The organism is Umezawaea sp. (genome assembly GCF_036375055.1).
GTDB lineage: Bacteria > Actinomycetota > Actinomycetes > Mycobacteriales > Pseudonocardiaceae > Umezawaea.
The window spans coordinates 16,260-41,768 of sequence record NZ_DASUSQ010000136.1; the positions used below are offsets into that span (position 1 = coordinate 16,260).

Below are 25,509 nucleotides of genomic sequence, written 5' to 3' on the forward strand. Positions count from 1 at the left end.
GACTCAGTGCCGGGCGGCGCCAGTTCGGTCGTGCCACGGTGGGCGCCTACAGGTTGTTACCGGCTGGTACGAGGAGGTACCCCAGTGGTCGATCAGCAGCGTCCCCGTCGCTCGTGCCTCGCTGTTCCGGGGTCTAGTCAGAAGATGATCGACAAGGCGCGCACGCTGCCCGCGGACCAGGTCTTCCTCGACCTGGAGGACGCCTGCGCGCCGCTGGCCAAGCCGGACGCCCGCAAGACCATCGTGGCCTCGCTCAACGAGGGCGGCTGGGGCGACAAGACCCGCGTCGTGCGGGTCAACGACTGGACCACCGAGTGGACCTACCGGGACGTGACCGAGGTCGTCGAGGGCGCGGGCGCGAACCTCGACTGCGTCATGCTGCCGAAGGTCCAGACGGCCGAGCAGGTCCACGCCCTCGACCTGCTGCTCACCCAGATCGAGAAGACCATGGGCTACGAGGTCGGCGGTATCGGCATCGAGGCGCAGATCGAGAACGCGCAGGGCCTGGTGAACGTCAACGCCATCGCCACGGCGTCCCCGCGCGTCGAGACGATCATCTTCGGACCGGCCGACTTCATGGCGAGCATCAACATGAAGTCGCTCGTGGTGGGGGAGCAGCCGCCCGGCTACGACGTCGGCGACGCCTACCACCACATCCTCATGCAGATCCTGATGGCCGCCCGCGCCAACGACCTCCAGGCGATCGACGGCCCGTACCTCCAGATCCGCGACGTCGACGGCTTCAAGCGGGTGGCGGGCCGGTCGGCCGCGCTGGGCTTCGACGGCAAGTGGGTCCTGCACCCCGGCCAGATCGACGCGGCCAACGAGACCTACAGCCCCTTGCAGGAGGACTACGAGCACGCCGAGAACATCCTCGACGCGTACGAGTACTTCACCTCGGAGGCGGGCGGACGGCGCGGAGCGGTCATGCTCGGCGACGAGATGATCGACGAGGCGTCCCGCAAGATGGCCCTCGTGATCTCGTCCAAGGGCCGTGCCGCGGGGATGGAGCGCACCTCCCCGTGGAGCCCGCCGGAGGCGTGAGAACTCCCCGTTCCGGGTTCGCGATCCGGGCCCGGAACGGGTGTTAGCCGTTGTGGCGCAGGTCATCACCACCACTACTCGCGAGTACGGCGTCGTCACGGGTTGCGTCCGCTTCAGGTGAGTCGGCGCACAAAACGGCCCGCGGAGTGGCGATCCGAGGGGGCCTGCTGGGCAGACTGCCGGTATGTCACGAGCACGTCACGCCCAGGCCCGGCAGGGGTTCCGCCTGTTCCGCAAGCGCAAGGACGACCTGCTGGAGCGCAGCATCCGCACCTGCCCCGGCTGCGACGCCGCCGTCCACGTCTTCGCCGACGTCTGCCGCCACTGCGGTGGCGCGCTGGAGGTCTTCGCCGCCTGACCCGCACCTCGGAGGCCTTTTTCGGTTCAGGGGGTGGGGTGGGCCACCTTGCCGGCGCGAACGGGCGTTAACCGGTCCATACTCACCGGTAACCCAAGGCTACGAAGGGAAAGTGCGATGGCGCGCCTGGCCCAGACCGCTGGACTCACCGACATCCAGGAAGAGATCCTGTCGACCGTCCGGACCTTCGTGGACAAGGAGATCATCCCGCACGCCCAGGCGCTGGAGCACGGCGACACCTACCCGGCGGACATCGTCGAGGGCATGAAGGAGATGGGCCTGTTCGGGCTCACCATCCCCGAGGAGTTCGGCGGGCTCGGCGAGTCGCTGCTGACCTACGCGCTGGTGGTCGAGCAGATCGCGCGCGGCTGGATGAGCGTCTCCGGGGTGATCAACACGCACTTCATCGTGGCGCACATGCTGAAGCAGCACGGCACCGAGGAGCAGAAGGCCCGGTACCTGCCGCGCATGGCCACGGGCGAGGTGCGCGGGTCGTTCTCCATGTCCGAGCCCGAGCTGGGTTCCGACGTCGCCGCCATCCGCACCCGCGCCGCCCGCGACGGCGACGACTACGTGATCAACGGCCAGAAGATGTGGCTGACCAACGGCGGCAGCTCGAACCTCACGGCCGTCCTGGTGAAGACCGACGAGGGCGCGGACAAGGCGCACAAGAACCTCACCGCGTTCCTGGTGGAGAAGCCGGAGGGCTTCGGCGAGGTCGCCCCCGGCCTCACGATCCCCGGCAAGATCGACAAGATGGGCTACAAGGGCGTCGACACCACCGAGATGGTGTTCGACGGCTTCCGGATCAGCCCCGAGCAGGTGCTCGGCGGGCAGACCGGCCAGGGCTTCAGCCAGATGATGGACGGCGTCGAGGTCGGGCGGGTCAACGTGGCCGCTCGGGCGTGCGGGATCGCCATCCGGTCCTTCGAGCTGGCGATCGAGTACGCGCAGCAGCGCAAGACGTTCGGCAAGCCGATCGTCGAGCACCAGGCCATCGCCTTCAAGCTCGCCGAGATGGCCACCAAGGTCGAGGCGGCCCACCTGATGATGGTCAACGCCGCCCGCCTGAAGGACTCCGGCGCGCGCAACGACGTCGAGGCCGGCATGGCGAAGCTGATCGCCTCCGAGTTCTGCGCGGAGGTGACCCAGGAGGCGTTCCGCATCCACGGCGGCTACGGGTATTCGAAGGAGTACGAGATCGAGCGCCTGATGCGCGAGGCGCCGTTCCTGCTGATCGGCGAGGGCACCAGCGAGATCCAGAAGACGATCATCAGCCGGGGGCTGCTGCGGGACTACCGCACCCGCGGCTGACGATCACGATCGCGTCTTGTTCGGCGAACCCGCTTCGCGCTGTTTGCCCGGTGTTGGCAGGATGGGGTGATCAGCACCGCGAAGAGGTGGTCACCTTGACGAGTCAGTTCTCCGGTCAGAACCGACCAGGGGTTCCACCCCGGTTGCCCACGCCGCCAACCGGCTGGCCGATCGGGTCCTACGCCACCTACGAGGAGGCCCAGCGCGCGGTCGACTTCCTGGCCGACGGCGACTTCACGGTCCAGGACGTGACGATCGTCGGGGTCGACCTGATGCTGGTGGAACGGGTGACGGGCCGCCTGTCGTGGGGTCGCGTGCTGGGCACGGGCGCCGCGTCGGGCGCCTGGTTCGGCCTGTTCGTCGGCGTCCTGCTCAGCCTGTTCAACAGCAGCCCCGGAGCCAGCGCGGGGCCGATCCTGGTCGGGCTCACGATCGGCGTGGTGTTCGGTCTCGTGTTCGCCGCCGTCGGGTACGGCTCGACGCGCGGCAAGCGCGACTTCCAGTCCGCGAGCCAGCTCGTCGCGGGCCGCTACGACGTCCTGTGCCAACCCCGTTCGGCCGAACGGGGGCGCGACCTGCTGGCCAAGCTGGCCATGCGCCCGGTGGGGCCGAAAGACTCGAAAGATTAGGGGTTTAGCGGCACTCTTGATCGGGTAGAGGCTGCTCGCGACTGAATCGTTGCCTCCTTTGGTTGCGGCTCGTGATCACCAGGCCTAGGTTTCTTCCACCGGTCCACGGGCTGCGACTGCAGTCCGGGGCCGGTTGGGCACGACGGGGTGCCGGACCCAGCGAGTCTGGCTCCTCCGTGGTTTGTCGGAAGGAGGCAAGGCCGATGAGGGACGTCGACCGGTCAGGTCGTAGCCGAAAACCACGCCATCGGATCGCCGCGGCTCTGGGGGCCGCGATCGTCGCGGCTCCGGTGCTCGTGGCATGCGGGTCCAGCGATGGCGGGGTCACCATCAACGTGTACAAGTACCCGCAGGAGAGTTTTCAAAAGATCGTCGACCAGTGCAACTCGAAGTCCGGCGGTCGCTACGACATCGTCTACCACAAGCTCCCGCGCGAGGCCGACGGCCAGCGCGAGCAGATGGTGCGGCGGCTGGCCGCCGAGGACACCAGCATGGACGTGCTGGGCCTCGACGTCACGTGGACCGCCGAGCTGGCCAAGGCGGGCTGGATCAAGGAGTTCACCGGCTCGGCGAAGTCCGAGGTGGAGGACGGGACGCTCCAGACACCCCTGGACACCGCGCGGTACGAGGGCAAGCTCTACGGGGCTCCGGACAACACGAACGTCCAGCTCCTCTGGTACCGGGGCGACCTGGTGCCCACACCGCCGAAGACCTGGGACGAGATGATCCAGATGGCGGAGCAGTTGCAGTCCCAGGGCAAGCCGGGGCTGATCGAGGGCCAGGGCAAGCAGTACGAGGGCCTCGTCGTCCTCTACAACACCCTGGTCAACTCCGCTGGCGGCAAGATCCTCGACGAGAACGGCACCAAGGCGATCGTCGACGACGGCGCCGTGAAGGCGTTGGAGACGTTGAAGAAGTTCGCGACGTCCAGTGTGGTCGACCCGTCGTTCTCCAACGCGGCCGAGGACGACGCGCGGCTCGCGATGGAGGCGGGCAAGGCGGCCTTCATGCTGAACTGGCCGTACGTCTACGCGGCGGGCGCGAAGAACCCCGACTACATCAAGAACCTGAAGTGGGCGCCGTACCCGTCGGTCGGCAGCGGTGACTCCAAGGTCACCGTCGGCGGGATCAACTACGCGGTGAGCAGCTACACCGAGCACCCGGACGAGTCGTTCGACGCGGTGACGTGCCTGCGCAGCGCGGAGAGCCAGAAGTACGCGGCCATCAACGACGGTGTCCCGCCGACCATCGAGTCCGTCTACGACGACCCGGAGATGGCGAAGCCGTACCCGATGAAGGACGCGATCCTGGAGACGTTGAAGACCGCGAGCGTCCGCCCGCGGACCCCCGCGTACCAGAACGTCTCCACGGTCATCTCGACCATCCTCTCGCCGCCCGCGAGCATCGACCCGCAGGCGACGGCAGACCGCCTGCGCTCCGAGCTCCAGGACGCGCTCGACTCCAAGGGGGTGCTGCCGTGAGCCAGGCGACGACCGAGAAGTCCGGCGCGGCGGTGAAGGCCGCCGAGCCCAAGAAGAAGGTGGTGCTGAGCGAGGGCAAGAAGGCCGAGCGGAAGCTCGGGCTGCTGCTCTGCGCACCCGCCGCGATCATCATGATCGCGGTCACCGCGTGGCCGATCATCTACTCCGTCTACCTGTCGCTCCAGCGCTACGACCTGAAGTTCCCCGACCGGCAGGAGTTCGTCGGGCTGGACAACTACGTCACCGTCCTCTCCAGCCCGTACTGGTGGAACGCGGTGTGGGTGACGGTCGTGCTGACGGTCGTGTCCGTCGTCATCGAACTGGTGCTGGGCATGGCGCTGGCGCTGATCATGCACCGCACGCTGGTCGGCCGCGGCGTCGTCCGCACGTCGACGCTGATCCCGTACGGCATCGTCACGGTCGTGGCGGCCTTCTCGTGGCGGTACGCGTGGACGCCCGGCACCGGCTACCTGGCCGAGCTGATGGGCGGCGACCCCGTGCTGACGGAGAAGATCCCGGCGCTCGCCGTGGTCATCCTGGCCGAGGTGTGGAAGACGACGCCGTTCATGGCGCTGCTGCTGATGGCGGGCCTGGCGCTCGTGCCGGACGACCTGCTCAAGGCCGCGGCCCTCGACGGCGCGTCGGGCTGGCAGCGGTTCACCAAGGTGATCCTGCCGCTGATGAAGCCCGCGATCCTCGTCGCGCTGCTGTTCCGCACGCTCGACGCGTTCCGCATCTTCGACAACCTGTTCGTGCTCACCGGCGGGTCCCAGGGGACGTCGTCGGTGTCGATGCTGACGTACAACAACCTCATCAAGGGGCTGAACCTCGGCATCGGTTCGACGATGTCGGTGCTCATCTTCATCGCCGTCGCGATCATCGCGTTCATCTTCATCAAGCTGTTCGGCACGGCTGCCCCTGGTAGCGACGACGGGGGGAAGCGCTGATGGCGGGCATCGGTGGGGCCGAGACGACGGCCAAGAAGACCCGGTGGGGCATCCTCAACGCGATCGTGGTGATCTACGCGCTGTTCCCGGTGCTGTGGATCGTGTCGCTGTCGTTCAAGTCCAAGGAAACCCTGGCGGACGGCAACTTCATCCCGCGCGACTGGACGTTCGACAACTACTCGAACATCTTCGCCACCACGGAGTTCGTGCGGGCGCTGGCGAACTCGATCGGCATCGCGCTGATCGCGACCGCCGTCGCCGTCGTGTTCGGCACGATGGCGGCGTACGCCATCGCCAGGCTCGACTTCCCCGGCAAGTCGCTGCTCGTCGGCGTCTCCCTGCTGATCGCGATGTTCCCGCAGGTGTCGCTGGTGTCCCCGCTGTTCGAGATCGAGCGCTCGCTCGGCCTCTTCGACACGTGGCCCGGCCTGATCCTGCCGTACATCACGTTCGCGCTGCCGCTGGCGATCTACACGCTGTCGGCGTTCTTCCGGGAGATCCCGTGGGAACTGGAGAAGGCCGCCAAGATGGACGGCGCCACCCCGGGGCAGGCCTTCCGCAGGGTCATCGCCCCGCTGGCCGCGCCCGGTGTGTTCACCACCGCCATCCTGGTGTTCATCTTCTGCTGGAACGACTTCCTGTTCGCGATCTCGCTGACCTCGACCGAGAAGTCGAGGACGGTCCCCGTCGCGCTGTCGTTCTTCACCGGCAGCTCCCAGTTCGAGGACCCGACCGGCTCGATCGCCGCGGCCGCCGTGGTGATCACGATCCCGATCATCCTGTTCGTTCTGTTCTTCCAGCGCCGAATCGTCGCGGGGCTGACCTCCGGCGCCGTCAAGGGGTGAGTTGCACATGGCCGAAATCGTTCTGGACAAGGTGACCAAGAAGTACCCGGACGGTGCCCTGGCCGTCCAGGAGGTGGACATCGAGATCGCCGACGGCGAGTTCATCATCCTGGTCGGCCCGTCCGGCTGCGGGAAGTCCACCACCCTCAACATGATCGCCGGGCTGGAGGACATCACCACCGGCGAGCTGCGCATCGGCGGCGAGCGCGTCAACGAGCGCGCGCCGAAGGACCGGGACATCGCGATGGTGTTCCAGTCCTACGCCCTGTACCCGCACATGACCGTGCGGGAGAACATGGCGTTCCCGCTGCGACTGGCCAAGGTGGACGACGCGACCGTCGAGAAGAAGGTGAACGACGCCGCGGAGATCCTCGACCTCGGCCAGCACCTCGACCGCAAGCCGTCCAACCTCTCCGGTGGTCAGCGGCAGCGCGTCGCGATGGGCCGGGCGATCGTCCGCAGCCCCAAGGCGTTCCTCATGGACGAGCCGCTGTCCAACCTGGACGCGAAGCTGCGCGTCCAGATGCGGACCTCGGTGTCGCGGTTGCAGAAGCAGCTCGGCACGACCATGGTCTACGTGACGCACGACCAGACCGAGGCGATGACGCTCGGCGACCGCGTGGTGGTCATGCGGGGCGGCGCGGTGCAGCAGATCGGCGCCCCGCAGTACCTCTACGACCACCCGGCCAACCTGTTCGTCGCCGGGTTCATCGGCTCGCCGTCGATGAACTTCGTCCCGGCCGGGCTGGAGGACGGCGTGCTGCGCTCGCCGCTGGGCGACGTGCCGCTCAGCGACCGCGTCCGCCGCATGGCCGAGGCCGCCGACGCGCCCCGCGAGGTGATCGTCGGCATCCGCCCCGAGCACTTCGAGGACTCGCGGCTCGTCGAGGAGCACCAGCGCGGCGGCGGGCACACGTTCACCAGCAACGTCGACGTGCTGGAGTCCATGGGCTCGGACAAGTTCGCCTACTTCACCCTCTCCGGTGAGCAGGCGACGTCCGCCGAGCTGGCCGAGCTGGCCGCCGACTCGGGCACGGCCGACGCGGGGAGCAGCGCGGGCGTCCCGCTCGTCACCCGCATCTCCGCGGCCTCCGGGGCCAAGGAGGGCGAGCAGGCGGAGATCTGGTTCAACGCCGACAAGGTGCAGCTCTTCGACCCGGCCACCGGCCGGAACCTCACGTTTTCCGAGGACTAGTCCGAATTAGTTGTCGAAACAAGGAAAGCGGGTCACTCACGAGTGGCCCGCTTTCTCTTTGGTGAACTCTGCGTCACGGTCGGTTACTGACTAGTCGCCTTCACTAGCCCGGACGAAGATCCCACGGCCATTCAGCGCAGCCCGACGACTTCTCGTCGAAACCAGAGCGGGACACCTTCGGAACCGGCTCACGCTGGTCGAAGGCGGAAACATCCCGGCTGGGTTTTCGTCGGGGAACCGGGACGAGAGTTGGGCGCGCTATGGGGATTCTTGACGGAAAAGTAGTGGTCATCACGGGGGCCGGCCGAGGTCTGGGTGAGGCCTACGCGATGCACGCGGCTCTGGCCGGTGCCTCCGTGGTGGTCAACGACAACGACGGTGACCTGGCCGAACAGGTCGCGAAGCACATCAGGGACCACGGCGGCACGGCGGTGGCCAGCACGCACACCGTCGCCGATCCGAGCGAGGCCGAGAAGATCGTGGGTCTCGCCCTTTCGGAATTCGGCAGGCTCGACGGTCTGGTGAACAACGCGGGGTTGAACTACGAGACCCACCCGTGGGAGGACGACCCCGAGACGATCCGCCAGGTCGTCGAGGTGAACCTCCTCGGGGTCATCTACACCGGCATGGCCGCCATGCGCGCCATGCGCGAACACGGCGGCGGCGGGTCGATCGTGAACATCTCCTCCGGCGCTTTCCTGGGCCAGCGGAAACTCGCCACCTATTCCGCGACCAAGGGCGCCGTGGCGTCCCTCAGCTCCTCGTGGGCACTGGACCTGGAGGGCGAGGGGATCCGCGTCAACGCGGTCTGCCCGGTCGCGCACACGAGGATGGTGTGGAAGTCCGAGCGGTCCCTGCGGGCGATCCCCGCCGACCGCCTGCCGGGCAAGGTCGCCCCGCTGGTGATGTTCCTGCTGTCGGAGGCCTCGGTCGGCATCACCGGGCAGATCATCCGCTGCAACGGCCGCCAGCTGCACCTGGTCGGGCACCCGTACTTCAAGCAGCCGATCCTGGAGAGCGACACCTGGGACACCGCGAGCGTCGAGCGGGCGTTCACCGGGGTCTTCCAGGCCCACCTGGAGCCGTTCGGGCTGGAGAAGCGCATGCCGCCGCGGCTGCGCGAGATCGTGGAGCCGTCGCAGACGGCGTGAGCCGAACGGGGTGCGCCGGACCGTTCGGCGCACCCACCCGACCAGCCCGGCGGGTCGGCGCGGGAGGGACCGCGACCGCCGTGCGGTCGGGCCTGGTGGCTTCGGTGCCGGGCTCCGGGACCGCTGGTCCACATCGGTCAGCGGGACGCGCCGCCGTCACCGTCGGTGAGCACGGCGGCCGGGCCGGGGTCCGGGTGGGCAGGTCGGACCACGGGTCCAGCCCGTCGTGCTCGGGCGGCCGGACACGCGCCCGGTGGCCGCGCTCCACGTCCGCAGGCTCGCAGTGGGATGAATTCGACGGGATTCGCGGCCGGCCACACGTTCGGGTGATCGCTTTTCTGTCGGTGCCCGGTGCCACCATCACTGCATGGGCGAGCGCACTCCGAAGGTGAGCGACTGGCGGCTGGTCGTGCAGTCGCGGCTGGACCGCGTCCGGGCCGACCTGGCGGCGCTGGGCCCTCCCGACCCGCTCGACCCGGAGGGCACGGTGTGGAGGGAGACGGCCGAGCGCGAGGCGGCCGTCGTGGAGGACATGCTGACCCGCAAGGAGTCGCGGTGGAAGGGCGTCGCGTCCTGGTGGTCCGGCTGGCACATCGAGCGGGCCTGGCGGTCGCTGCACGAGGCGGAGATCGCGACCGTCGCGGCGGAGAAGGGGTTGCTGGGGCGCATGCCGGGCCTGAGGGCGAGGGTGTCCGCCAACCTGGCGGAGGACGACCCGAGGCGGAGAGCCCTGGAGGAGCTGCGGCCCGGTGAGTTCACGCCCGCGATCGAGCGGGCGATCGTGGTGGACGCGCTGCGCGCCGCGTTCGACAACTCCGACTTCGCCCACGCCGGGTCGCGAGCCTTGCGCAACAAGCTGATCGCGGCGTCCGCGGTGCTGTTCCTGATCAACACCGTGCTGGGCGTCGTGGGGCTGGTGAAGCCGGGGCTGCTGCCGATGTGCGTCAGCTCCGAGCGGCTCCCGATGGTCTGCCCCGGAGGCCGGGCGTCGTCGGCGGCGGACGTGTGGCTGATCCAGCTGCTGGGCGCGTTCGGTGCCGTCCTCGCCGCCGTCGTGCTGCTGCTGCGCCGCAGACCGAGCCTCTCCCCGTACGTGATGATCGGCTACCAGGCCGCCATCAAGATCCTGCTCGGCTCCGCGCTCGCGGTGGTCGGCATCCTGGCGCTCGGCGCCGGCGTGACGACGGGGCTGATCGGGATCGCGTCGCAGGCCGCCCTGCTGCTGTGGGCGGTCATCCTCGGGTACTCGCAGCAGCTCGCGACGCGCCTGCTGGACAGCTACGCGGACAAGGTGATGGACCAGGCCAGACCGCTGCCCGCTACCGAGGCACCTCGGTAGTCGCGCGCAGGGCGTCGATCACGTCGTTGTCCCACCGGTGGTTGCGGATCAGCCGGTAGCGCTCGCCCGCCACCCACATGTAGGCCTCCGTCTCCGGTCGGGCGCCCACCATGTCGGCCTGCCGCAGCAGCTCGACCACCGGGCGGTACTCCTCGGCGTACCAGCGCCGCGCGACGGTCGCGCGGTCCAGGAACGCGCCCTCGTCCTGCATGAGGCGGAAGCCCCAGGCCTCGACGTGCTCGCCGAGCTTGGCGTAGTCCCACGAGTCGGCCAGCACGACCGAGGCGCGGGCCTCGCCGGTGAGGGGCACGCGCTCCAGGAACAGCCGCCGGTAGTCCTTGACGATGAGGTCGCCGCGGTGGCGGATGCCGTGCGCGTCGATCCGCGTGACGACCTCCGTCACGTAGGCGTCGATGACGTCCAGCCCCAGGGCGTGCGCGACGGACACCCGGTGGTGTCCGTCCACGATGAAGTGGAGGTCGCCGACGCGGTACACGTCGATCGGCGGCACGGACTCGCCCCGCCGCGCCGCCAGCGCCAGGCGCTGCCAGCGCTCCCGCACCCGCGCGGACGTGGGGCGGAAGCGGCGGTCGAAGTCGCGGGTGCGGTCGACGCTGCCGACGATCGAGTCCAGCCGGATCGTCTGCATGCCGACGCGGCGCTCGCTGACCCGGCCGAGGGCCTCCACGACCTCGTCGAACGGCAGCATGATGTTCACGTCGTCCGGCTCGCGGCGCAGCCAGGTCGAGAGCCGCGACAGCACCTGCTGCCGCCGCATCCTGGTGAAGTCGTTCTCCGCGTCGGCGACGGGGAACCCGGTGTCACGGCGCACCGCGCGCCTCCGAGGTGGTCGAGGGGATGTCCAGCACCTTGTAGCCCACGACGTTCACCACGCGGGTGTCGCCGAGGTGGCGATCGGGTTTCCGCTCGCCGTGGGGGTGGATGTGCCCGTGCAGCAGGAGCGGCGGCCGGAGCCTGCGGACGGTGGAGTGCAGGCACGCGAACCCGCGGTGCGGGGCGTCCTGCTCGTCGCCGCAGTCGCGCGGCGGGGAGTGGGTGAGCAGCACGTCGACGCCGCGGCCGTCGCGCAGCTTCCGCCAGCCCGCCTGGCGGACCATCCGGCGCGACCGCCTCGCCTGCTGGCGCTCGGTCCACTGGTTCGGGCCCTCGTTGTACCGGATCGACCCGCCCAGCCCGGCGATCCGCAGGCCCGCGACGTCGACGACCCGCTGGTCGGCGTTCGTGCCGCCGTCCGGGCCTGGCCAGCGCGACGGGATCCCGGCCCTGGTCCACAGCCCCCGCACGTTGGCGTAGCCGGTCAGGTCGGTGTCGTGGTTGCCCGGCACGAACACGCACGGCTTGTCCAGTGCCGACGAGAGGTGCTCCAGGTAGTCGAACGGCAGGTCGCCCGCGGCGACGATCAGGTCGACGTCGTGCTTGCGGACCTGGTCGGTCCAGAGCTGTTCGACCACTTCATCGGCCACGGCGAGAACCTTCGGCATCCCCCGAGGGTAGTTCGGATTCGGCGGAACTGACCTGTCGTGCGCGGCGTCGGATCCGCTAGCTTGCAGGTTCGACATCTATGCCGGGGGAGACGGACGTGGTGCAAAGCGGTGGGCTGTTCCAGGGCCTGTTCACCTTCGTGGTGCAGGCGGCGCGGGAGTTCTCCGAGTCGCGGGCGCACGGTCGGGAGGACGACCGGTACGTGGTCGGCGGGACGCACTGGGACGGGTTCAGCCACAAGGCCCTGTTCAAGATGGTCTGGGAGAACGCCGACCCGGTCAACGTGGAACGGCTGGCCGACACGTGGACCCGGCAGGGCGAGAGCATCGCGAACCGCTCCGAGGAGCTCCAGCGCTCGCTCGACAAGCTCATGCGCTTCTGGTCGGGCAGCGCCGCCGACCAGGCCGCGGCGACGGTGAAGAGCAACGTCTCCTGGCTGAACGACCTCGGTGAGACCGCGGCGAGGATGGCGGGCCCGATCGACAGCGCGGCGGGCGCACTGCGCTCCGCCCAGCAGCAGATGCCCGCTCCCCCCGGTGGCTTCAGCTGGTCGGCGCTCGGCGGCGGCGCGGCGGCGGGCTTCGCGGTCGGCGGCCCGATCGGCGCGGGCATCGGCGCCATGATCGGCGGCATCGGCTCGGTGTTCGGCGGGGCCAGCAAGAAGCGGAAGCTGAAGCGGCGGGCCGTGCAGACGATGCAGCGGTTCGAGAACGCGGCGATGGACGTCGACGGCACCACCCCCGCGTTCACGGGGCCCGCGACGGGTCCCGGTGGCGGCGCGGGCGGGCTCCCGCCCGGTGGCGGCAGCGGCGGTGTCGGCACGCTCCCCGGTGACCACCAGCCCCTGCCCGGTGGTGGCGGCGGTCCGTCCGGTGGCGACACCGGCACGTCCGGCGGCAGGGGCACCACGATCCCGAGCTTCGCGGGCGGTGGCCACGACCCGCGCTGGGCGGCGTTGACCGGTGGTCCGAACGCGCTGGGCGCGGACGCCCTCGGTCGGGGCGCGGGCGCCGGTGGTCTCGCGGGTGCGGGCAAGTTCGGCTTCGGCGGTCCGTTCGGCGGCCCCGGTGGCCTGCTGGGCGCGCTGCCGCCCGGCCGTGGCGCGGGCGGCGTCGGAGCCGGGGCGCGGGACATGCTGCGCGGCGGCAACCGGTTCGGCGCGGGCGGACGGCTCGGCGGGGGCGTCGGCATGGCCGGTGGTCCGCTGGCGGGCCGAGGCCAGGGCGACGAGGACCGCGAGTACGACCGGCGCTTCCCGCTGGAGGAAGACCTGTTCAGCAGCGACCAGAAAGCCGCACCGCCGGTCATCGGCCTGTAGAACCCGTGGAGGAGCAAGGATCGTGTACACCCAGGAATCGAGTTCCGCGGGCGGCTGGCAGGTCGAGCCGGATCAGGTCAAGGAGTTCGCCCTCGCCGTCGCGGAGGTGCGCGCCCACTTCGAGGCGATGCGCCGCGACGCCGAGGAGCTGATGCACCCGGCCAACAGCCCGCACATGGGCACGAGCCCGGTCGGCAGCGCCCTGTCGGACAAGTTCACCGACCGGCTCGCCGGTGCGGACGGCCTGCTCGACCAGCTCGGCGTCGCGCTCACGCGGATGGACGAGTTCGTGGACAGCGCCGAGCAGACCGTCGCCCGCTACCGCGCCGACGACGCCAACGCCGCTCACTCGCTGCGCACGACGTGAGCGAGCTGCACCCCTACGAGGTCGACCTCCTCTGCACGTACGCCGAGGTCGAGCCGCCGTTCCCGCTGGAGGTCCCGTCCAGCGGCACGACCGAGCTGGAGCGGTCGGTCGTGTTCCAGGCCGCGCAGCAGACCCTCGAAGCCCGCGGCCTGGCGAACGAGGGCGGCCCGCTCGGGGCCGCCGAGGAGTTCGTGCGGCTGCTGCGCGACCGCGGTGGCGCGCTGGACGTCGTCGTCGTGGACGACAAGACGACGACCCGCGCCGTCGCCATGGTCGACGGGCACACGGCGCTGCTGGCCGTGCAGCGCTCCGACGAGGAGGACGAGGTCGTCCGGCTGCGGTCGATGCCGATCGACCGCGCGGTGGACGCGCTCGTCCGGCTCGTCCCGGACGTGGAGCAGGCGGGGTCGAGCCCGATCAGCGTGCCGCTGCGGGCGCTGCGGGCCGCCGAGTCCGAGATGGCGAGGCGGATCGAGGACGGCGAGGAGTTCCGCGAGTCCGAGCTGCCGGACCTGCTGGAGCACAACGGCGTCGACGAGCGCGTGCTGCGCCGGATGATCGCGCACCTGCAACCCGTGCTCGGCCAGGGCCAGCTCGGCGCCAGCAGGCCGAACGGGCTGCACGGCGAGGACCGCGAGGACGTCCGGTTCGGCGCCGAGCTGTCCTGGCTGGACACCCCGCGCGGGCGCTACCGGGTGTCGCAGGACGGCGAGTGGGTCAGCGCGAACCCGTTGTCCCGCGAGGACCTGCGCAACGCTGTGCGACGACTGCTGGCGCCGTTGCGCCGGGACGGGTGAAATAGCGTGTTCCGGCCGTCGGAGCGCGGTGAACGGGGTTAGCGTCTGGTGGTGCTCGCCCAGCTTTTCACCGACGCGGCCAAGAGCTGCGAGGGGTCAAGTCCCCTCACCGAGTCCCTGCTCCTGAGCGCCGCGGCCGACCACGGAGCTGGCGGCGTGACCACCCGCGTGATGGCGGGCCACGAGTGCGACCGCAGGGGCACGGTGCCCGGCCTGCGGTTCGCGGCGGCCCTGCACCGGCTCGTCCTGGAGGGTCGGGCTCCCGGCCTGGCCGAGCACTACCCGACCGTCGGCGGCAGCCCGCGCCTGGAGACGCTGTGGGAGGCCGCGCTCCCGGTGCTGCACGAGCACACCGACGAGCTGAGGGCCCGCATCGGCGCGACGGTCGTGCAGACCAACGAGCCCGGCCGCAGCGCGCCGCTGTTCGGCGGCCTCCAGGTCGCCGCGCACGCCGCGGCGCTCGCGGCGGGCCGGTCGACGCCGTTCGCCGTGCGCCTGCTGGAGATCGGCGCCAGCGCGGGCCTCAACCTGCACCCGGACCGCATCGCCTACCGGCTCGGCGCCGACGAGGTCGTCGGCGACCGGGACAGCCCGTTCGAGCTCGACGCGCGGTGGACGGGGCGGCCCGCCGTCGACCTGTCGCGGCCGCTGCGGATCGTCGAGCGGGAGGGCTGCGACCTCAACCCGATCGACGTGTCCACAGAGGACGGCAGGTTGGCGCTGTCGTCGTTCGTGTGGGCCGACCAGCTCGACCGCTGGGAGCGGTTGCAGACCGCGCTGGCGCTCGCCGCGGTCGCCCCGGCGCCCGTGCGGCGGACGACCGGTCCGCAGTGGCTCGCGGACCGGCTCGCCGACAGCGCGCCGGACGTGCTGACCGTGGTCTGGCACTCCGTGGTGTGGCAGTACGTCTCGTCGGCCGACAGGGCCGAGGGCCGCGCGATCCTGGCTGACGCCGTCGCGCGCGCGACCCCCGGAGCCCCGCTGGCGCTGCTGGTGTTCGAGCCCCGACGCACGCACACCGGCTACGAGTTCCACCTGCTGCTGAAGACCTGGCCCGCGGGGGTCTCGCTGCGACTGGGCAGCGGCAGCGGGCACGGCATCCCGTTCACGTGGGACCAGCAGGCGTGGGACTAGGAGCGTTCCGGACGGAGATCAGGGCTGCTGCGCGATGATCGTGGTGATCATCGTGAGCCAGGCCATGAGGAAGGCGAGCACCCAGAAGCGGGGGTTCGAGAGGATTCTGGTCATGGTGGGGACATCCCGTCGGGTCGGGTGGGGACTGGGGGGCTAGAGCCAGCGGTTCCGACGAAATATTCGGTAGAGGATCAGGCACGCCACGATGACCGCGGAGACCACCAGCGGGTAGCCGTACTTCCACTTGAGTTCGGGCATGTTCTCGAAGTTCATCCCGTAGACGCCGACCACCATCGTCGGCACCGAGATGATCGCGACCCACGCGGAGATCTTCCGCATGTCCGAGTTCTGCTGGAGGGTGATCTTCGCCAGCGTCGCGTCGACGAGCGTGGTGAGCAGCTCGTCGAAGTTGGTGACCCGCTCCGACACCTCGATGAGGTGGTCGTCCACGTCGCGGAAGTACGAGCGCACCTGCTCCGGGATCAGCGGCGTGTAGCCCTCAGCCAAGCGCCGCAACGGGATCGCGAGCGGCATGACCGCGCGCCGCAGCTCCAGCACCTCGCGCTTCATGAGGTAGATCTGGTCCGCGCTGACCCGGCTGCGCGGCGCGAACACCATCGCCTCCATCTGGTCGATGTCGTCCTCGATCCGGGACGTCACGTCGAGGTAGTTGTCCACGACGTGGTCCGAGATCGAGTACAGCACCGCGGCCGGGCCCACCCGCAGCTTCTCCGCGTCGCACTCCAGGTCGTGCCGGACGGCGCTGAGGCCCGAGTGGTTGCCGTGCCGCACCGTGACGACGAAGTCGCGCCCGAGGAACACCATGATCTCGCCGCTCTCGACGATCTCGTTCGCGGTGTCCGGCGACGCGTTCTGCACGTACTTCACGGTCTTGAGCACCATGAACAGCGTGTTGTCGTAGCGCTCCAGCTTCGGCCGCTGGTGCGCGTGCACCGCGTCCTCGACGGCCAGCTCGTGCAGCCCGAACGTCTCGGCGACGCCCTGGATCTGCTCCTCGTCCGGCTCGTGCAGACCGATCCACACGAAGCCGTCGCCGCGCTCGCGGACCTCCTCCACCGCCGCCGTGTGCGTCCAGCGGCCGGGCAGGCGCTTCCCGTCGACGTAGACCGCGCAGTCCACGACGTAGGCCGACAGCGGCACGGGGACGGGGACGGCCCGCGGGGCGGCGCGGCGGGGCGCGCGGCCTCTCAGGCCGCCCAGCGAAGGCAGGTTGCGCATTGGTCCTCCAGGCACACGTCGTGAACTCGCTGACGACGCGCCGGAGCCTCGCTGACTTGCTGGGAGAGGGGCTCCGACACCGGAGCGTCCCGACCGGTACCGCAGGGGCCGACCGCTAGAGGTGGACCCAACCGGAGGGGACGCGGGTGGTACTCGCAGGATGGGGGTCCTTGTTCATGGGTGCGTCCTCACCTCCTCGGGTCGACGGCCACGAGCGGTGGATTCGCTCACAGACCAGTTGCCGAGGGTACTCCCTTGGTGTTTCTACTGTCTCCCCGGTCGGATTCCCGGTCCGCCCGACCGGTGGGGTTCGGATCACACACCACTGGAGGCGTGCGGTGCAGTTCGGTCGTTACTACGAGGAGTTCGAGGTCGGCGCCGTCTACAAGCACTGGCCTGGCAAGACCGTGACGGAGTACGACGACCACCTGTTCTGCCTGCTCACGATGAACCACCACCCGCTGCACATGGACGCGCACTACGCGTCGGAGACGACCGACTTCGGCAAGAACGTCGTCGTCGGCAACTACGTGTACTCGCTGCTGCTGGGCATGTCCGTGCCGGACGTCTCGGGGAAGGCGATCGCGAACCTGGAGGTCGAGTCCCTCAAGCACATCAAGCCGACCTTCCACGGCGACACCATCTACGGTGAGACCGAGGTGCTCGACAAGACCCCGTCGAAGTCGAAGGACGACCGGGGCATCGTGCACGTGGAGACCCGCGGGTACAAGCAGGACGGCACGGTCGTCTGCGTGTTCCGGCGCAAGGTCATGGTGCCGAAGGAGTCCTACGGCGCGAGCCGCGGTGGCGAGCAGCCGGGTAGGCCTGAACCGAAGGAGTGACGTGACCTCTCTGGACCTGGTGCGGAGCAAGCTGCGGCGGTTCGCGGAGGTGGAGGCCGCGGGGGTCTCGCCGCTGTACGAGCACCTCGCGCTGAAGGCCGCCGACGATCCGGAGGTCGCCGGTCTGCTGGCCGCCGCGCCGGAGGGGTTCGGGCACCCGACGCTCCTCCTCGCGGCGGCCCACCGGCTGCTCCAGGCCGAACCGTTCCACGAGCTGTCGAACTACTACCCGTCGCTGGGCGGCACGTACGGCGCCGACGAGCGCACGTGGCCGCTGTTCCGCGACTTCGTCCTCCAGCGCGCGGAGAAGGTGCGCGCGCTCGTCACGACCCGGACCACGCAGACCAACGAGGTCCGCCGGGCCGCGCTGCTGTTCCCGGCCGTCGCCGCGGTGGCGAAGCAGGCGGGGTCGCCGCTGGGGCTGCTGGAGGTCGGCACGAGCGCGGGCCTGCTGCTCGGGCTCGACCAGTACGGCTACCGGTACCAGACCCTCCAGGCCGGGCAGCTCGTCAGCGGCCCGCCGAAGGCCCTGCTCGGGCTGCACTGCGCGCTGGAGGTCGCTCCCGGCGTCGAGCTGCCGAAGCTGCCCAAGACGGTCAAGGTGGCCGCGAAGGTCGGTCTGGACCTCGCCCCCGTCGACCTGACCGACGAGGACGCCTACGCGTGGCTGGAGGCCTGCATCTGGGCCGACCAGCCCGAGCGGCTGCGGTACTTCGGCGTGGCCGCCACCGTGCAGCGCAAGGCGCCACCGGTGTTCGTCGAGGGCGACGCCGTCGACGACCTGGCGAGGGCCGCCGCGCTCGTGCCCGCCGAGCTGCCGCTCGTGGTGATCACCAGCACCCTGATGCCGTACCTGCCCGAGGGGAGGCGCGCGGAGTTCGTGGCCGCGCTCGGCGACCTCGGCCGCCCGGTGTGGTGGATCAGCCACGAGGCCTACGGCGCGGGCCTCGCGCACGTGCTGCCGGGCCGCGACGACCTGCGGCCGGGGGACCGCGAACCGGCGTTCGGCGTGCTCGGCACGGCGCACTGGGACGGCACCGGCGCGCCGCCCGTCGCGCGGGCGCTGGCGAAGACGGGGCTGCACGGCCAGCGGCTCGTCTGGCTGGCGTGATGCGTTCCCACATCGTGGGAGTGAACCGAACCCGATCGGGCGAAGCCGCTCAGCTCCGCGGCAGCTGTCCCCACTCGTCAAGAGCGGTGTAGAGGCCCTCGGTGAGTAGATCGGCCTCCCGAAGTGTGGTCAAGATCGCAGTGGAGCACCAGCGTGCATCCGATGCGTCGTCCCCCGCTAGGAGCACACCCGATTCGACCTGGCAGAGGTAGTCGTGGATCTCGTAGGCGCCGCCTGCGGCCGGACGGGTGACGGTGCCGACCCACCGGTCGACGGTGACGGAGAGTCCCGTCTCCTCGGCCAGTTCGCGCCTCACGGCCTCGTCATCGGCCTCTCCGGGCTCCACTCGGCCGCCGGGGATCGACCACAGTCCCTCACCTGGTGGATTGAGCCGTCGCACAAGTAGTAGTCGCCCGTCGGTGTCGAACACGATCCCACCAACGCACCGGATGCTCGGTCCAACGCTCCGCGTCACGGTTACCGAACGTAGTCGTACCGGATCGGTGGTGCACCGCACTGACCCATGTGCGGTACAAATCCTCCAACGTGCCGCGGAGTGCGGTACAACGGTTTTCATCTGGCGCCAACAGGGTGCGGGTAGCGGACGGGGTTGATCATTGTGAATCTGAAGAAGATTCTCACCTTCGCAGGGGTCGGCTTGCTGCTGTTCTTCCTCATCGCCGAGCCACAGCAAGCGGCTCAGCTGGTGCAGAACATCCTGGCCACGCTCCGGGGAGCAGCTGAGGCGCTGATCACTTTCGTGAAACAATTGTTCTGAGTCGCCCGGCTCCCTCCGACGGCGAGAGGCGGTAGGCCGTGTTCGCTCCGAGAGACCCCGACGAGTACCTGCTCGGTACCGAGCGTCGGGTCATCAGGGTGCGCAGGCACTGGAGCAGCTTGCTGTGGGACATCCTCGAAGCGGCGGCTCTGCTCGCCGGCGCGATGATGATCTCCTACCTGCTGCCCGACAACGCGGGGATCGTCCAGAACGTGCTCTGGTACGCCGCGCTGTTCGTGCTGCTCCGGCTGGCCTACTTCGTCATGGAGTGGTGGGTCGAGCGGATCGTGGTGACCGACAAGCGGTTCATGATCTCCTCCGGGGTCTTCGAGACCAAGGTGGCGATGATGCCGATCACCAAGGTCACCGACCTCACCTACGAGCGGACGGTGCTGGGCCGGATGTTCGGCTACGGCACCCTGGTCGTGGAGTCGGCGGGGCAGATCCAGGCGTTGAACCGGATCGAGTTCCTGCCGAACCCCGAGCAGGTGTACGACGCCATCTCGGAACTGACCTTCGGCGACAAGAAGGCCCAGGCCGACCGCTTCTCGATGATCAAGGCTCAACGGGTCGCGCGAGGCAAGAAGATGGTGCCGTAGGAGCGGTGGTCGAGGCCGTCGGCCACACTGCACGGGTGCGCATCGACCTGCACGCCCATTCAAGTCAGTCCGACGGCACCGACACGCCCGCGGAACTGGTGGCCGCCGCGGCGGCCACCGGGCTCCACGCGGTCGCGATCACCGACCACGACACGTCAGCGGGGTGGCAGGAAGCCGCCGCCGCGCTGCCGCCCGGTCTGCGGCTCGTCCGCGGTGCCGAGCTGTCGTGCGCCTCGATGGACGGCCTGGGGCGGCTGATCACAGTCCACCTGCTGGCCTACCTCTACGACCCCACCTCGGTGGCGATCATCGAGGAGCAGCTCAGGCTGAGGTCCGAGCGCAGACACCGGGTCCGCGTGATGGCGGCCCGCATGGTCGAGGACGGCTTCCCCATCGACCCCGACGAACTCATGGCCGCGCTGCCGGAGGACGCTCCGGCGGGCAGGCCCCACCTGGCGATGGCGCTGATGCGCGCGGGCGTGGTCGAGAGCGTCAACGAGGCGTTCGCCAAGTACCTCACCGGCGGCCGGTACTACGTGCCGAAGACCGACACACCCGTCGAGCGGGCGATCGAGATGATCACCGACGCGGGCGGCGTGACGGTCCTGGCCCACCCGTTCGCCGTGTCGCGCGGTCCGATCGTGACCGACCAGGTCGTGGCGGACCTGGCGGGCAAGGGGCTGACGGGGGTCGAGGTGGACCACCCGGACCACGACACCGCGACCCGCGACCGGCTCCGCTCGCTCGCGGGCGACCTGGGCCTGCTGGTGACCGGGTCCAGCGACTACCACGGGACCAACAAGACCGTCCGGCTGGGCGCGGAGACCACCGCGCCGGAGATGCTGGACGCCCTGGCCGACCGCGCGACGGGCAGCAAGGTCCTCGTCGGCTAGGCGCGGGTGGAGCCGGGCCGGGGTTCGGGTCGAGCGCCCGGCCACGGTGCGTGAGCGGTACCAGGGTCTTCCGGGTGATCACCCGGTCGGCCGTGCCTCCGGGCCCGACCGTCACCGCAGCGACGCGAGCGCCTCGTCCGTCCGGGCGACGAACGCCGTGGTGTCCGTGATGACGATCGGGCGCTCGATGAGGACCGGGTTCGCCGCCAGCACCTCCAGCCAGGCGTCGCGGTCACGGGCGAGCGTCGCCAGCCCGAGCTCCTTGGCGCGGGCCTCGCCGAGCCGGGTGATGTCCCACGGCTCGGCGCCCATCTTGTCCAGCACGGCCGCGATTTCGACGGCCGTCGGGGCGTCGTCGAGGTAGCGGCGCTCGACGTGGTCGATGGTCGCGGCGTCCAGCGCCTGCTTGGCGGCGCGGGACTTCGAGCAGCGCGGGTTGTGCCAGATCTCCATGTCGACATCCTGCCGGTGGGTGCTCGTGGCGGCACTGTCGGTGTCCTTGCGTAGCCTTGGCCGGGTGCAGGAGCAGCTCGGGTTCGATTTCGGAAGCTTGCCGCGCAAGCTCGTTCGGGTGACGCCGTCGAAGCTGGCCAACTGGGCGGACTGCCCACGCCGGTACCGCATGGCGTACCTGGACAGGCCCACGCCACCGCGCGGCGGAGCGTGGGCGCACAACACGTTGGGCGCGGTGGTGCACAACGCGTTGAAGGCCCTGTTCGACCTGCCCGCCGCCAAGCGCACCCCGGACCAGGCCGTGGCGCTGGTGCACCGGCAGTGGAAGGACGACGGCTTCCGCGACGCCCAGCAGGCGGCGGTCTACCGCGAGCGCGCGGACGGCTGGGTGCGCGACTACGTGAGCGAGCTGGACACGACCATCGAGCCCGTCGGGATCGAGCGCTGGGTCTCCACCTCGACGTCGAAGATCGTCGCCGAGGGCCGGGTGGACCGCATCGACCTGCGCGACGGCGAACTCGTCATCGTCGACTACAAGACCGGTAGGCACGCGTTGACGGTCGACGACGCCCGTGGTTCGTTGGCCTTGGCGCTCTACGCGCTCGCCGCGCGGCGGACGCTCCGCAAGCCCTGCCACCGCGTCGAACTGCACCACCTGCCGACCGGGACCGTCTCGGCGTGGGACCACACCGACGAGAGCCTGGGCAGGCACGTGTCGCGGGCGGAGGAAGCCGCTGACGAGCTGAGCCTGGCAGCCGATACCTTGGCCGCCGGCGGAGACCCGGAAATCCTGTTCCCGCCGCGCACCGGCAGGCAGTGCACCTGGTGCGACTTCCGGCGCAGCTGCCCGGAAGGCCAGCAGGCCGCACCCTCGCTGGACCCGTGGGCCATGCTCGCACCCTGAGGAGGCTTCATGAGCGAACCGATCACGGTTGAACTCCACACACCCGAAGCGAGACCGCGCCGCGAACGACTCGTCGCGCGCGCCTGGCGCGGCATCAGCGGGGCGTTCGCGGTGGGTCTGGTGCTGCTGGCCGTGGCGACGGTGGCGGTGCAGTGGTACGCGGGAGGCCGAAACCTGCCGGGCCTCGGGTGGGGAGTGGTGATCGGCCACTGGGTGGTGGCGGCACTGGCCGTCGTCTGCCAGATCTTCGCGGACAGACGCCGAGGCTGGACAGCGGCCCTGTTCTCACTCGGAGTGCTGCTGGTGGGCTTCACGGGCTTGTGGATCTACTGGTGGGCCTGAGGCCTCACCGACCGCAGTCGCTGCCGGCGCATGACCAGAGGGGCCAACGGGACCGGCACACCCGAGGCGAGGGCGAAGCCCGACCCGCAGCCCGACACCGCACAGGCGTGGACCACCAGGGCGGGACTCCCACCGAGCCCACGACGAGGCACGGCAACGGAGCCGAGGCACCTTCACGGCGGGACTCTCAACCCGCCCAAACCCGAAGCACGGCAACGCAACTGGGCCACCTCCAGTCACGGCGACGAAGCCGAGCGACCTTCAGCCCGGCAATGGAGCCGAGGCACCTCCAAACACGGCAACGCAACTGGGCCACCTTTTCAAGCTCGGCGACGGAGCCGAGGCACCTCCAAACACGACAACGCAACCGGGCCACCTTTTCAAGGCATCCCCTGCCAACCAGCCCCACCACCCAACCCGGAGCCTCAAACCTCCCACCCTCCACCGCCCCGGTCGACAAGCGACCTCACGGTTTCCGGAGTTTGTCAAGGCATCTTTCCCGCCTTGACAAACTCCGGAAACCGTACGAGACAATCGCGCGAGCGGGGTGGTGGAAGGGAACGACCCAGACCCCCTCGATCGAACTTGCCAACAGAAGCGGCGGCCTGCCCGATCAACTCCCACCTACCGTCGCGAACCACGTCACGTCGCGAACCACGTCACGACGTGAGCCACGCACGCCAGGTGGGCAGCAGGGTGGTCAGCAGGGCTTCCGGCGTTTCCGTGTTCGGTGAGTGGATCGCCCCCGGTAGTACCGCGAAGTCCGCGTCCAGGCGTTCTGCCATGTCTCGTTGGCCCGCCGGTGACCAGGCATCGTCCGCCTCCCCGCACACGACCAGGCAGGGGACCTGCGCCGTGCGCAGGGTGCGGGCCAGTTTCGCCACCAGGTCCGGCTCCGTGCGGATCGCCGCCCCCATGCCCAGCAGACTCTGCGGAGCCGATTTCAGGAAGCGGTCTCGCAGGAGCGCACGGAGCCGCTCCGGCGGGTTCTGCCATTTCGGGCTTCGCGAGGAACTCTGCTCCGCGATCTTCTGCGCCGCTTCCACGCCCAATTCCCGCATGATGATCTCGCTGTGGTCCAGGGCGGTTCGGCGTTCACCCGAGGGGAGTTCACCGGCACCGGAGGACATCAGGGTCAGACCGGCGATCGGGGCGCCCGCGAACACCGCGCCGCGTGCCACCAGTCCGCCGAAGGAATGACCGAGCAGGAGGACCCGACGGCCCTCGGCCGCCAGTTTCGCCGCCAGTTCCGCCAGTGCTTCTCCCAGCACCGACGGCCGGTAGTCGGCTTCCGCCGTCGGGCCCGCTGATTCGTACTGGCCCGGCAGGTCGATCGCCACGACGTCCAGACCGGAGTCCGACAGCGGGTCGACCAGCGGGGCGAAGTCCTCCTTGGAACCGGTGAAGCCCGGTACGAGCAGGGCCGTGGCACCCAGGTCGGTGCCTACCGGGGTGGCGCGCAAGGCCGCCACCGGACCGTAGCGGCCCGGCAGGTCGACCCTGCTGGCGCGGTGGGGGCTGATCTGCGAGTACACGGCTTCAGTCTGCCGCAACGGGGCTGGTTCGGTCTGGTGAACCGCGACCGTCAGCGCAGGGCCACCAGGGTGCCGCCGCGTTGCTCCAGGACCACCGGGCCGATCGTGCTGGACTGGATGCTGCCCTCGTAGCCCTTGCGGTTCACCGGGACCGTGCCGATCTCGGTGCCGGTCAGCTGGTCGAGCACCTTGAGGCCGTCCTCGACGGGGATCAGGACCTGGCCCGCCAGGGTGCTGCCCGCGCCGATCGTGTCCTGCGCGGTCCACTTCGGACCGAGGTCTTCCAGCGACAGGGCGATCGTGCGGGACCCGGTGAACCAGTAGACGTTCGCCGTGCTGACGGTGATCGGCACGACGCCGCCGGGCGCGTCGCCCGCGAGGTCGGATTCGGGCAGGTCCAGCGGGTACTCGTTGACCAGGCCGCCGGTGTCGGCGTCGAACACGGACAGCTTGGCGGGGGTGCCGGGCGTGGCGACGGCGACGCGGTTGGTCGTCACGGCGACGACGCGGGCGCCCTTGGTGCCGAGCACGACGCTGCTGATGACCTCGGGGGAGTCCGACTTCTCCGGGTTGGGCTTCAGCACGGTGAGGCGGTCCGACGGGTCGTTCGCGTAGCAGCGCTCGATCATCGCGATCTTGCCGGTCGTGACGGCGAAGGAGCTGTACTCGCAGCCGGTGCGGGGCTGCTTGTTCGGGTTCACGATGGCCCGCAGCTTGCCGTACTCCAGGGAGCGGACCAGGTCGTCCTTGCGGTAGACCTCGACGTACTCCTTGCCGGTGGTCAGGACGTGCGAGCCCTCGGTGAGCAGGCGCGAACCCAGCTCGGCGTCACCGTTGCGCTGGGGGCCGCGAGCGCCGCTCACGGGGTCCAGCGAGGTGATCTCGGAGCAGCCGGTGCCCTTGCTGTAGGACACCAGCGCCTTGTCCCAGGCCGCGGTGATCGTGCACAGCGGCAGGTCGCGGCGGTAGCGCCAGCGGACGTCGCCGCTCAGCGGGTCGCGGCCGACGACCTCGCCACCGTCGCCGGTCACGACGACGCTGCCGATCCACGTCGGCGCCTGGGTGCCGCCGCTGGGCGCCCGCCAGATCTCGGCGAGCGACGGCGGCAGCTTGTCGGCCACCGGCAGTTCGGGCGCGGGCGCGGAGGTCGTCTCGGACGTCGTCGCCCGCGCGTCGCTGAACAGGTACACGAGCGACCCCGTCACCAGGACGACCACCGCCAGCAGCGCGGCGGCGATGAAGTCCCCGCGCGTGCGGAACGACCGCTCGGGCAGGTCCGGAGGGGGCTCCGGGGTGTCCGCCGAGGGCGCGACCAGCACGTCCTCGGGCGGAGGTGTAGCCCCGTTCGACTCGGGAGCCAGGAGTGCGGAATCCTCGACCTGCTCCGACTG

28 protein-coding genes are annotated in these 25,509 nt (G+C 70.0%); 21 read left to right on the forward strand and 7 right to left on the reverse strand.

The window, feature by feature from the left end:
- Positions 1-84 precede the first annotated feature (84 nt).
- The 10 genes from VFZ92_RS33930 (at position 85) to VFZ92_RS33975 (ending at position 10,303) form a co-directional block, all read left to right on the forward strand.
- A complete protein-coding gene (locus VFZ92_RS33930; RefSeq protein ID WP_330880572.1) occupies positions 85-1,044 on the forward strand; it encodes a CoA ester lyase in 960 nt (319 codons plus the stop codon).
- Positions 1,045-1,228: 184 nt separating this feature from the next.
- A complete protein-coding gene (locus VFZ92_RS33935; protein ID WP_330880574.1) occupies positions 1,229-1,402 on the forward strand; it encodes a hypothetical protein in 174 nt (57 codons plus the stop codon).
- A gap of 117 nt (positions 1,403-1,519) precedes the next feature.
- Positions 1,520-2,716, forward strand: a complete 1,197-nt coding sequence (locus VFZ92_RS33940; protein WP_330880576.1) for an acyl-CoA dehydrogenase family protein — start codon at positions 1,520-1,522, stop codon at positions 2,714-2,716.
- A gap of 86 nt (positions 2,717-2,802) precedes the next feature.
- Positions 2,803-3,345, forward strand: a complete 543-nt coding sequence (locus tag VFZ92_RS33945) for a general stress protein (RefSeq protein WP_414720091.1) — start codon at positions 2,803-2,805, stop codon at positions 3,343-3,345.
- A 203-nt stretch (positions 3,346-3,548) separates the two neighbouring features.
- Entirely contained in the window at positions 3,549-4,826 is a 1,278-nt protein-coding gene (locus tag VFZ92_RS33950; RefSeq protein WP_330880580.1) for an ABC transporter substrate-binding protein, read from the forward strand.
- Positions 4,823-5,773, forward strand: coding sequence for a carbohydrate ABC transporter permease (locus tag VFZ92_RS33955; protein WP_414720092.1), 951 nt, complete (start codon positions 4,823-4,825; stop codon positions 5,771-5,773). Before VFZ92_RS33950 ends, VFZ92_RS33955 begins: the two co-directional genes overlap by 4 nt.
- Positions 5,773-6,618 carry a carbohydrate ABC transporter permease gene (locus tag VFZ92_RS33960; protein WP_330880582.1) on the forward strand — a complete coding sequence of 282 codons (846 nt, stop codon included), beginning with the start codon at positions 5,773-5,775 and terminating at the stop codon, positions 6,616-6,618. Before VFZ92_RS33955 ends, VFZ92_RS33960 begins: the two co-directional genes overlap by 1 nt.
- A 7-nt stretch (positions 6,619-6,625) precedes the next feature.
- Positions 6,626-7,813 carry a sn-glycerol-3-phosphate ABC transporter ATP-binding protein UgpC gene (locus VFZ92_RS33965; RefSeq protein ID WP_330880584.1) on the forward strand — a complete coding sequence of 396 codons (1,188 nt, stop codon included), beginning with the start codon at positions 6,626-6,628 and terminating at the stop codon, positions 7,811-7,813.
- 260 nt (positions 7,814-8,073) lie between these two features.
- Positions 8,074-8,964, forward strand: a complete 891-nt coding sequence (locus tag VFZ92_RS33970) for an SDR family oxidoreductase (protein ID WP_330880586.1) — start codon at positions 8,074-8,076, stop codon at positions 8,962-8,964.
- Positions 8,965-9,331: 367 nt separating this feature from the next.
- Positions 9,332-10,303 carry a hypothetical protein gene (locus VFZ92_RS33975; RefSeq protein WP_330880588.1) on the forward strand — a complete coding sequence of 324 codons (972 nt, stop codon included), beginning with the start codon at positions 9,332-9,334 and terminating at the stop codon, positions 10,301-10,303.
- Here the strand turns inward: VFZ92_RS33975 and VFZ92_RS33980 are convergent.
- Both VFZ92_RS33980 and VFZ92_RS33985 read right to left on the reverse strand, forming a co-directional pair.
- Positions 10,284-11,081: a chromosome partitioning protein ParB gene (locus VFZ92_RS33980; RefSeq protein ID WP_330880701.1), complete on the reverse strand. Its 798-nt coding sequence runs from the start codon at positions 11,079-11,081 to the stop codon at positions 10,284-10,286. The genes VFZ92_RS33975 and VFZ92_RS33980 overlap by 20 nt on opposite strands.
- A gap of 43 nt (positions 11,082-11,124) precedes the next feature.
- Positions 11,125-11,805 carry a metallophosphoesterase family protein gene (locus VFZ92_RS33985; RefSeq protein WP_330880590.1) on the reverse strand — a complete coding sequence of 227 codons (681 nt, stop codon included), beginning with the start codon at positions 11,803-11,805 and terminating at the stop codon, positions 11,125-11,127.
- Positions 11,806-11,903: 98 nt separating this feature from the next.
- On the opposite strand from VFZ92_RS33985, the gene VFZ92_RS33990 reads away from it, so the two are divergent.
- From VFZ92_RS33990 to VFZ92_RS34005, 4 genes are read left to right on the forward strand one after another with little or no spacing between them, the layout of a single operon-like run.
- Positions 11,904-13,124 carry a PPE domain-containing protein gene (locus tag VFZ92_RS33990; RefSeq protein WP_330880592.1) on the forward strand — a complete coding sequence of 407 codons (1,221 nt, stop codon included), beginning with the start codon at positions 11,904-11,906 and terminating at the stop codon, positions 13,122-13,124.
- 22 nt (positions 13,125-13,146) lie between these two features.
- Positions 13,147-13,491 (forward strand): hypothetical protein, encoded by a 345-nt coding sequence (locus VFZ92_RS33995; RefSeq protein ID WP_330880594.1) that lies wholly within the window; start codon positions 13,147-13,149, stop codon positions 13,489-13,491.
- Entirely contained in the window at positions 13,488-14,288 is an 801-nt protein-coding gene (locus VFZ92_RS34000) for an ESX secretion-associated protein EspG (protein WP_330880596.1), read from the forward strand. Before VFZ92_RS33995 ends, VFZ92_RS34000 begins: the two co-directional genes overlap by 4 nt.
- A 51-nt stretch (positions 14,289-14,339) precedes the next feature.
- Complete coding sequence (locus VFZ92_RS34005; RefSeq protein ID WP_330880599.1) at positions 14,340-15,422, forward strand: DUF2332 domain-containing protein; 1,083 nt, start codon at positions 14,340-14,342, stop codon at positions 15,420-15,422.
- 153 nt (positions 15,423-15,575) lie between these two features.
- On the opposite strand, the gene corA is transcribed toward VFZ92_RS34005, so the two are convergent.
- A complete protein-coding gene (gene corA / locus VFZ92_RS34010) occupies positions 15,576-16,661 on the reverse strand; it encodes a magnesium/cobalt transporter CorA (protein WP_330880601.1) in 1,086 nt (361 codons plus the stop codon).
- 338 nt (positions 16,662-16,999) lie between these two features.
- On the opposite strand from corA, the gene VFZ92_RS34015 reads away from it, so the two are divergent.
- Together VFZ92_RS34015 and VFZ92_RS34020 are read left to right on the forward strand one after the other, a co-directional pair.
- Positions 17,000-17,503, forward strand: coding sequence for a MaoC family dehydratase (locus tag VFZ92_RS34015; protein ID WP_330880603.1), 504 nt, complete (start codon positions 17,000-17,002; stop codon positions 17,501-17,503).
- 1 nt (position 17,504) lies between these two features.
- Positions 17,505-18,614, forward strand: a complete 1,110-nt coding sequence (locus VFZ92_RS34020) for a DUF2332 domain-containing protein (RefSeq protein WP_330880605.1) — start codon at positions 17,505-17,507, stop codon at positions 18,612-18,614.
- A gap of 49 nt (positions 18,615-18,663) precedes the next feature.
- On the opposite strand, the gene VFZ92_RS34025 is transcribed toward VFZ92_RS34020, so the two are convergent.
- Entirely contained in the window at positions 18,664-19,089 is a 426-nt protein-coding gene (locus tag VFZ92_RS34025) for an NUDIX hydrolase (RefSeq protein WP_330880607.1), read from the reverse strand.
- Between the two features lie 144 nt (positions 19,090-19,233).
- Here VFZ92_RS34025 and VFZ92_RS34030 point away from each other — a divergent pair, with 144 nt between their 5' ends.
- Genes VFZ92_RS34030 through VFZ92_RS34040 form a run of 3 tightly spaced genes read left to right on the forward strand, consistent with a single transcriptional unit; the run spans position 19,234 to position 20,884 of the window.
- Positions 19,234-19,392: a hypothetical protein gene (locus VFZ92_RS34030; protein WP_170155688.1), complete on the forward strand. Its 159-nt coding sequence runs from the start codon at positions 19,234-19,236 to the stop codon at positions 19,390-19,392.
- A gap of 38 nt (positions 19,393-19,430) precedes the next feature.
- Positions 19,431-19,991 carry a PH domain-containing protein gene (locus VFZ92_RS34035; RefSeq protein ID WP_330880611.1) on the forward strand — a complete coding sequence of 187 codons (561 nt, stop codon included), beginning with the start codon at positions 19,431-19,433 and terminating at the stop codon, positions 19,989-19,991.
- A gap of 35 nt (positions 19,992-20,026) precedes the next feature.
- Complete coding sequence (locus VFZ92_RS34040; RefSeq protein ID WP_330880613.1) at positions 20,027-20,884, forward strand: PHP domain-containing protein; 858 nt, start codon at positions 20,027-20,029, stop codon at positions 20,882-20,884.
- Positions 20,885-20,995: 111 nt separating this feature from the next.
- On the opposite strand, the gene VFZ92_RS34045 is transcribed toward VFZ92_RS34040, so the two are convergent.
- Positions 20,996-21,337 (reverse strand): ArsC/Spx/MgsR family protein, encoded by a 342-nt coding sequence (locus tag VFZ92_RS34045; protein ID WP_330880615.1) that lies wholly within the window; start codon positions 21,335-21,337, stop codon positions 20,996-20,998.
- A gap of 64 nt (positions 21,338-21,401) precedes the next feature.
- Between VFZ92_RS34045 and VFZ92_RS34050 the strand changes: the two genes are divergently transcribed.
- Both VFZ92_RS34050 and VFZ92_RS34055 read left to right on the forward strand, forming a co-directional pair.
- Positions 21,402-22,241 (forward strand): PD-(D/E)XK nuclease family protein, encoded by an 840-nt coding sequence (locus tag VFZ92_RS34050; protein ID WP_330880617.1) that lies wholly within the window; start codon positions 21,402-21,404, stop codon positions 22,239-22,241.
- A gap of 9 nt (positions 22,242-22,250) precedes the next feature.
- Positions 22,251-22,583: a hypothetical protein gene (locus VFZ92_RS34055; protein WP_330880620.1), complete on the forward strand. Its 333-nt coding sequence runs from the start codon at positions 22,251-22,253 to the stop codon at positions 22,581-22,583.
- A 659-nt stretch (positions 22,584-23,242) separates the two neighbouring features.
- Here VFZ92_RS34055 and VFZ92_RS34060 read toward each other — a convergent pair.
- Together VFZ92_RS34060 and VFZ92_RS34065 are read right to left on the reverse strand one after the other, a co-directional pair.
- Complete coding sequence (locus VFZ92_RS34060; protein ID WP_330880622.1) at positions 23,243-24,118, reverse strand: alpha/beta hydrolase; 876 nt, start codon at positions 24,116-24,118, stop codon at positions 23,243-23,245.
- Between the two features lie 50 nt (positions 24,119-24,168).
- Entirely contained in the window at positions 24,169-25,437 is a 1,269-nt protein-coding gene (locus tag VFZ92_RS34065; RefSeq protein ID WP_330880624.1) for a hypothetical protein, read from the reverse strand.
- Positions 25,438-25,509: the final 72 nt, after the last annotated feature.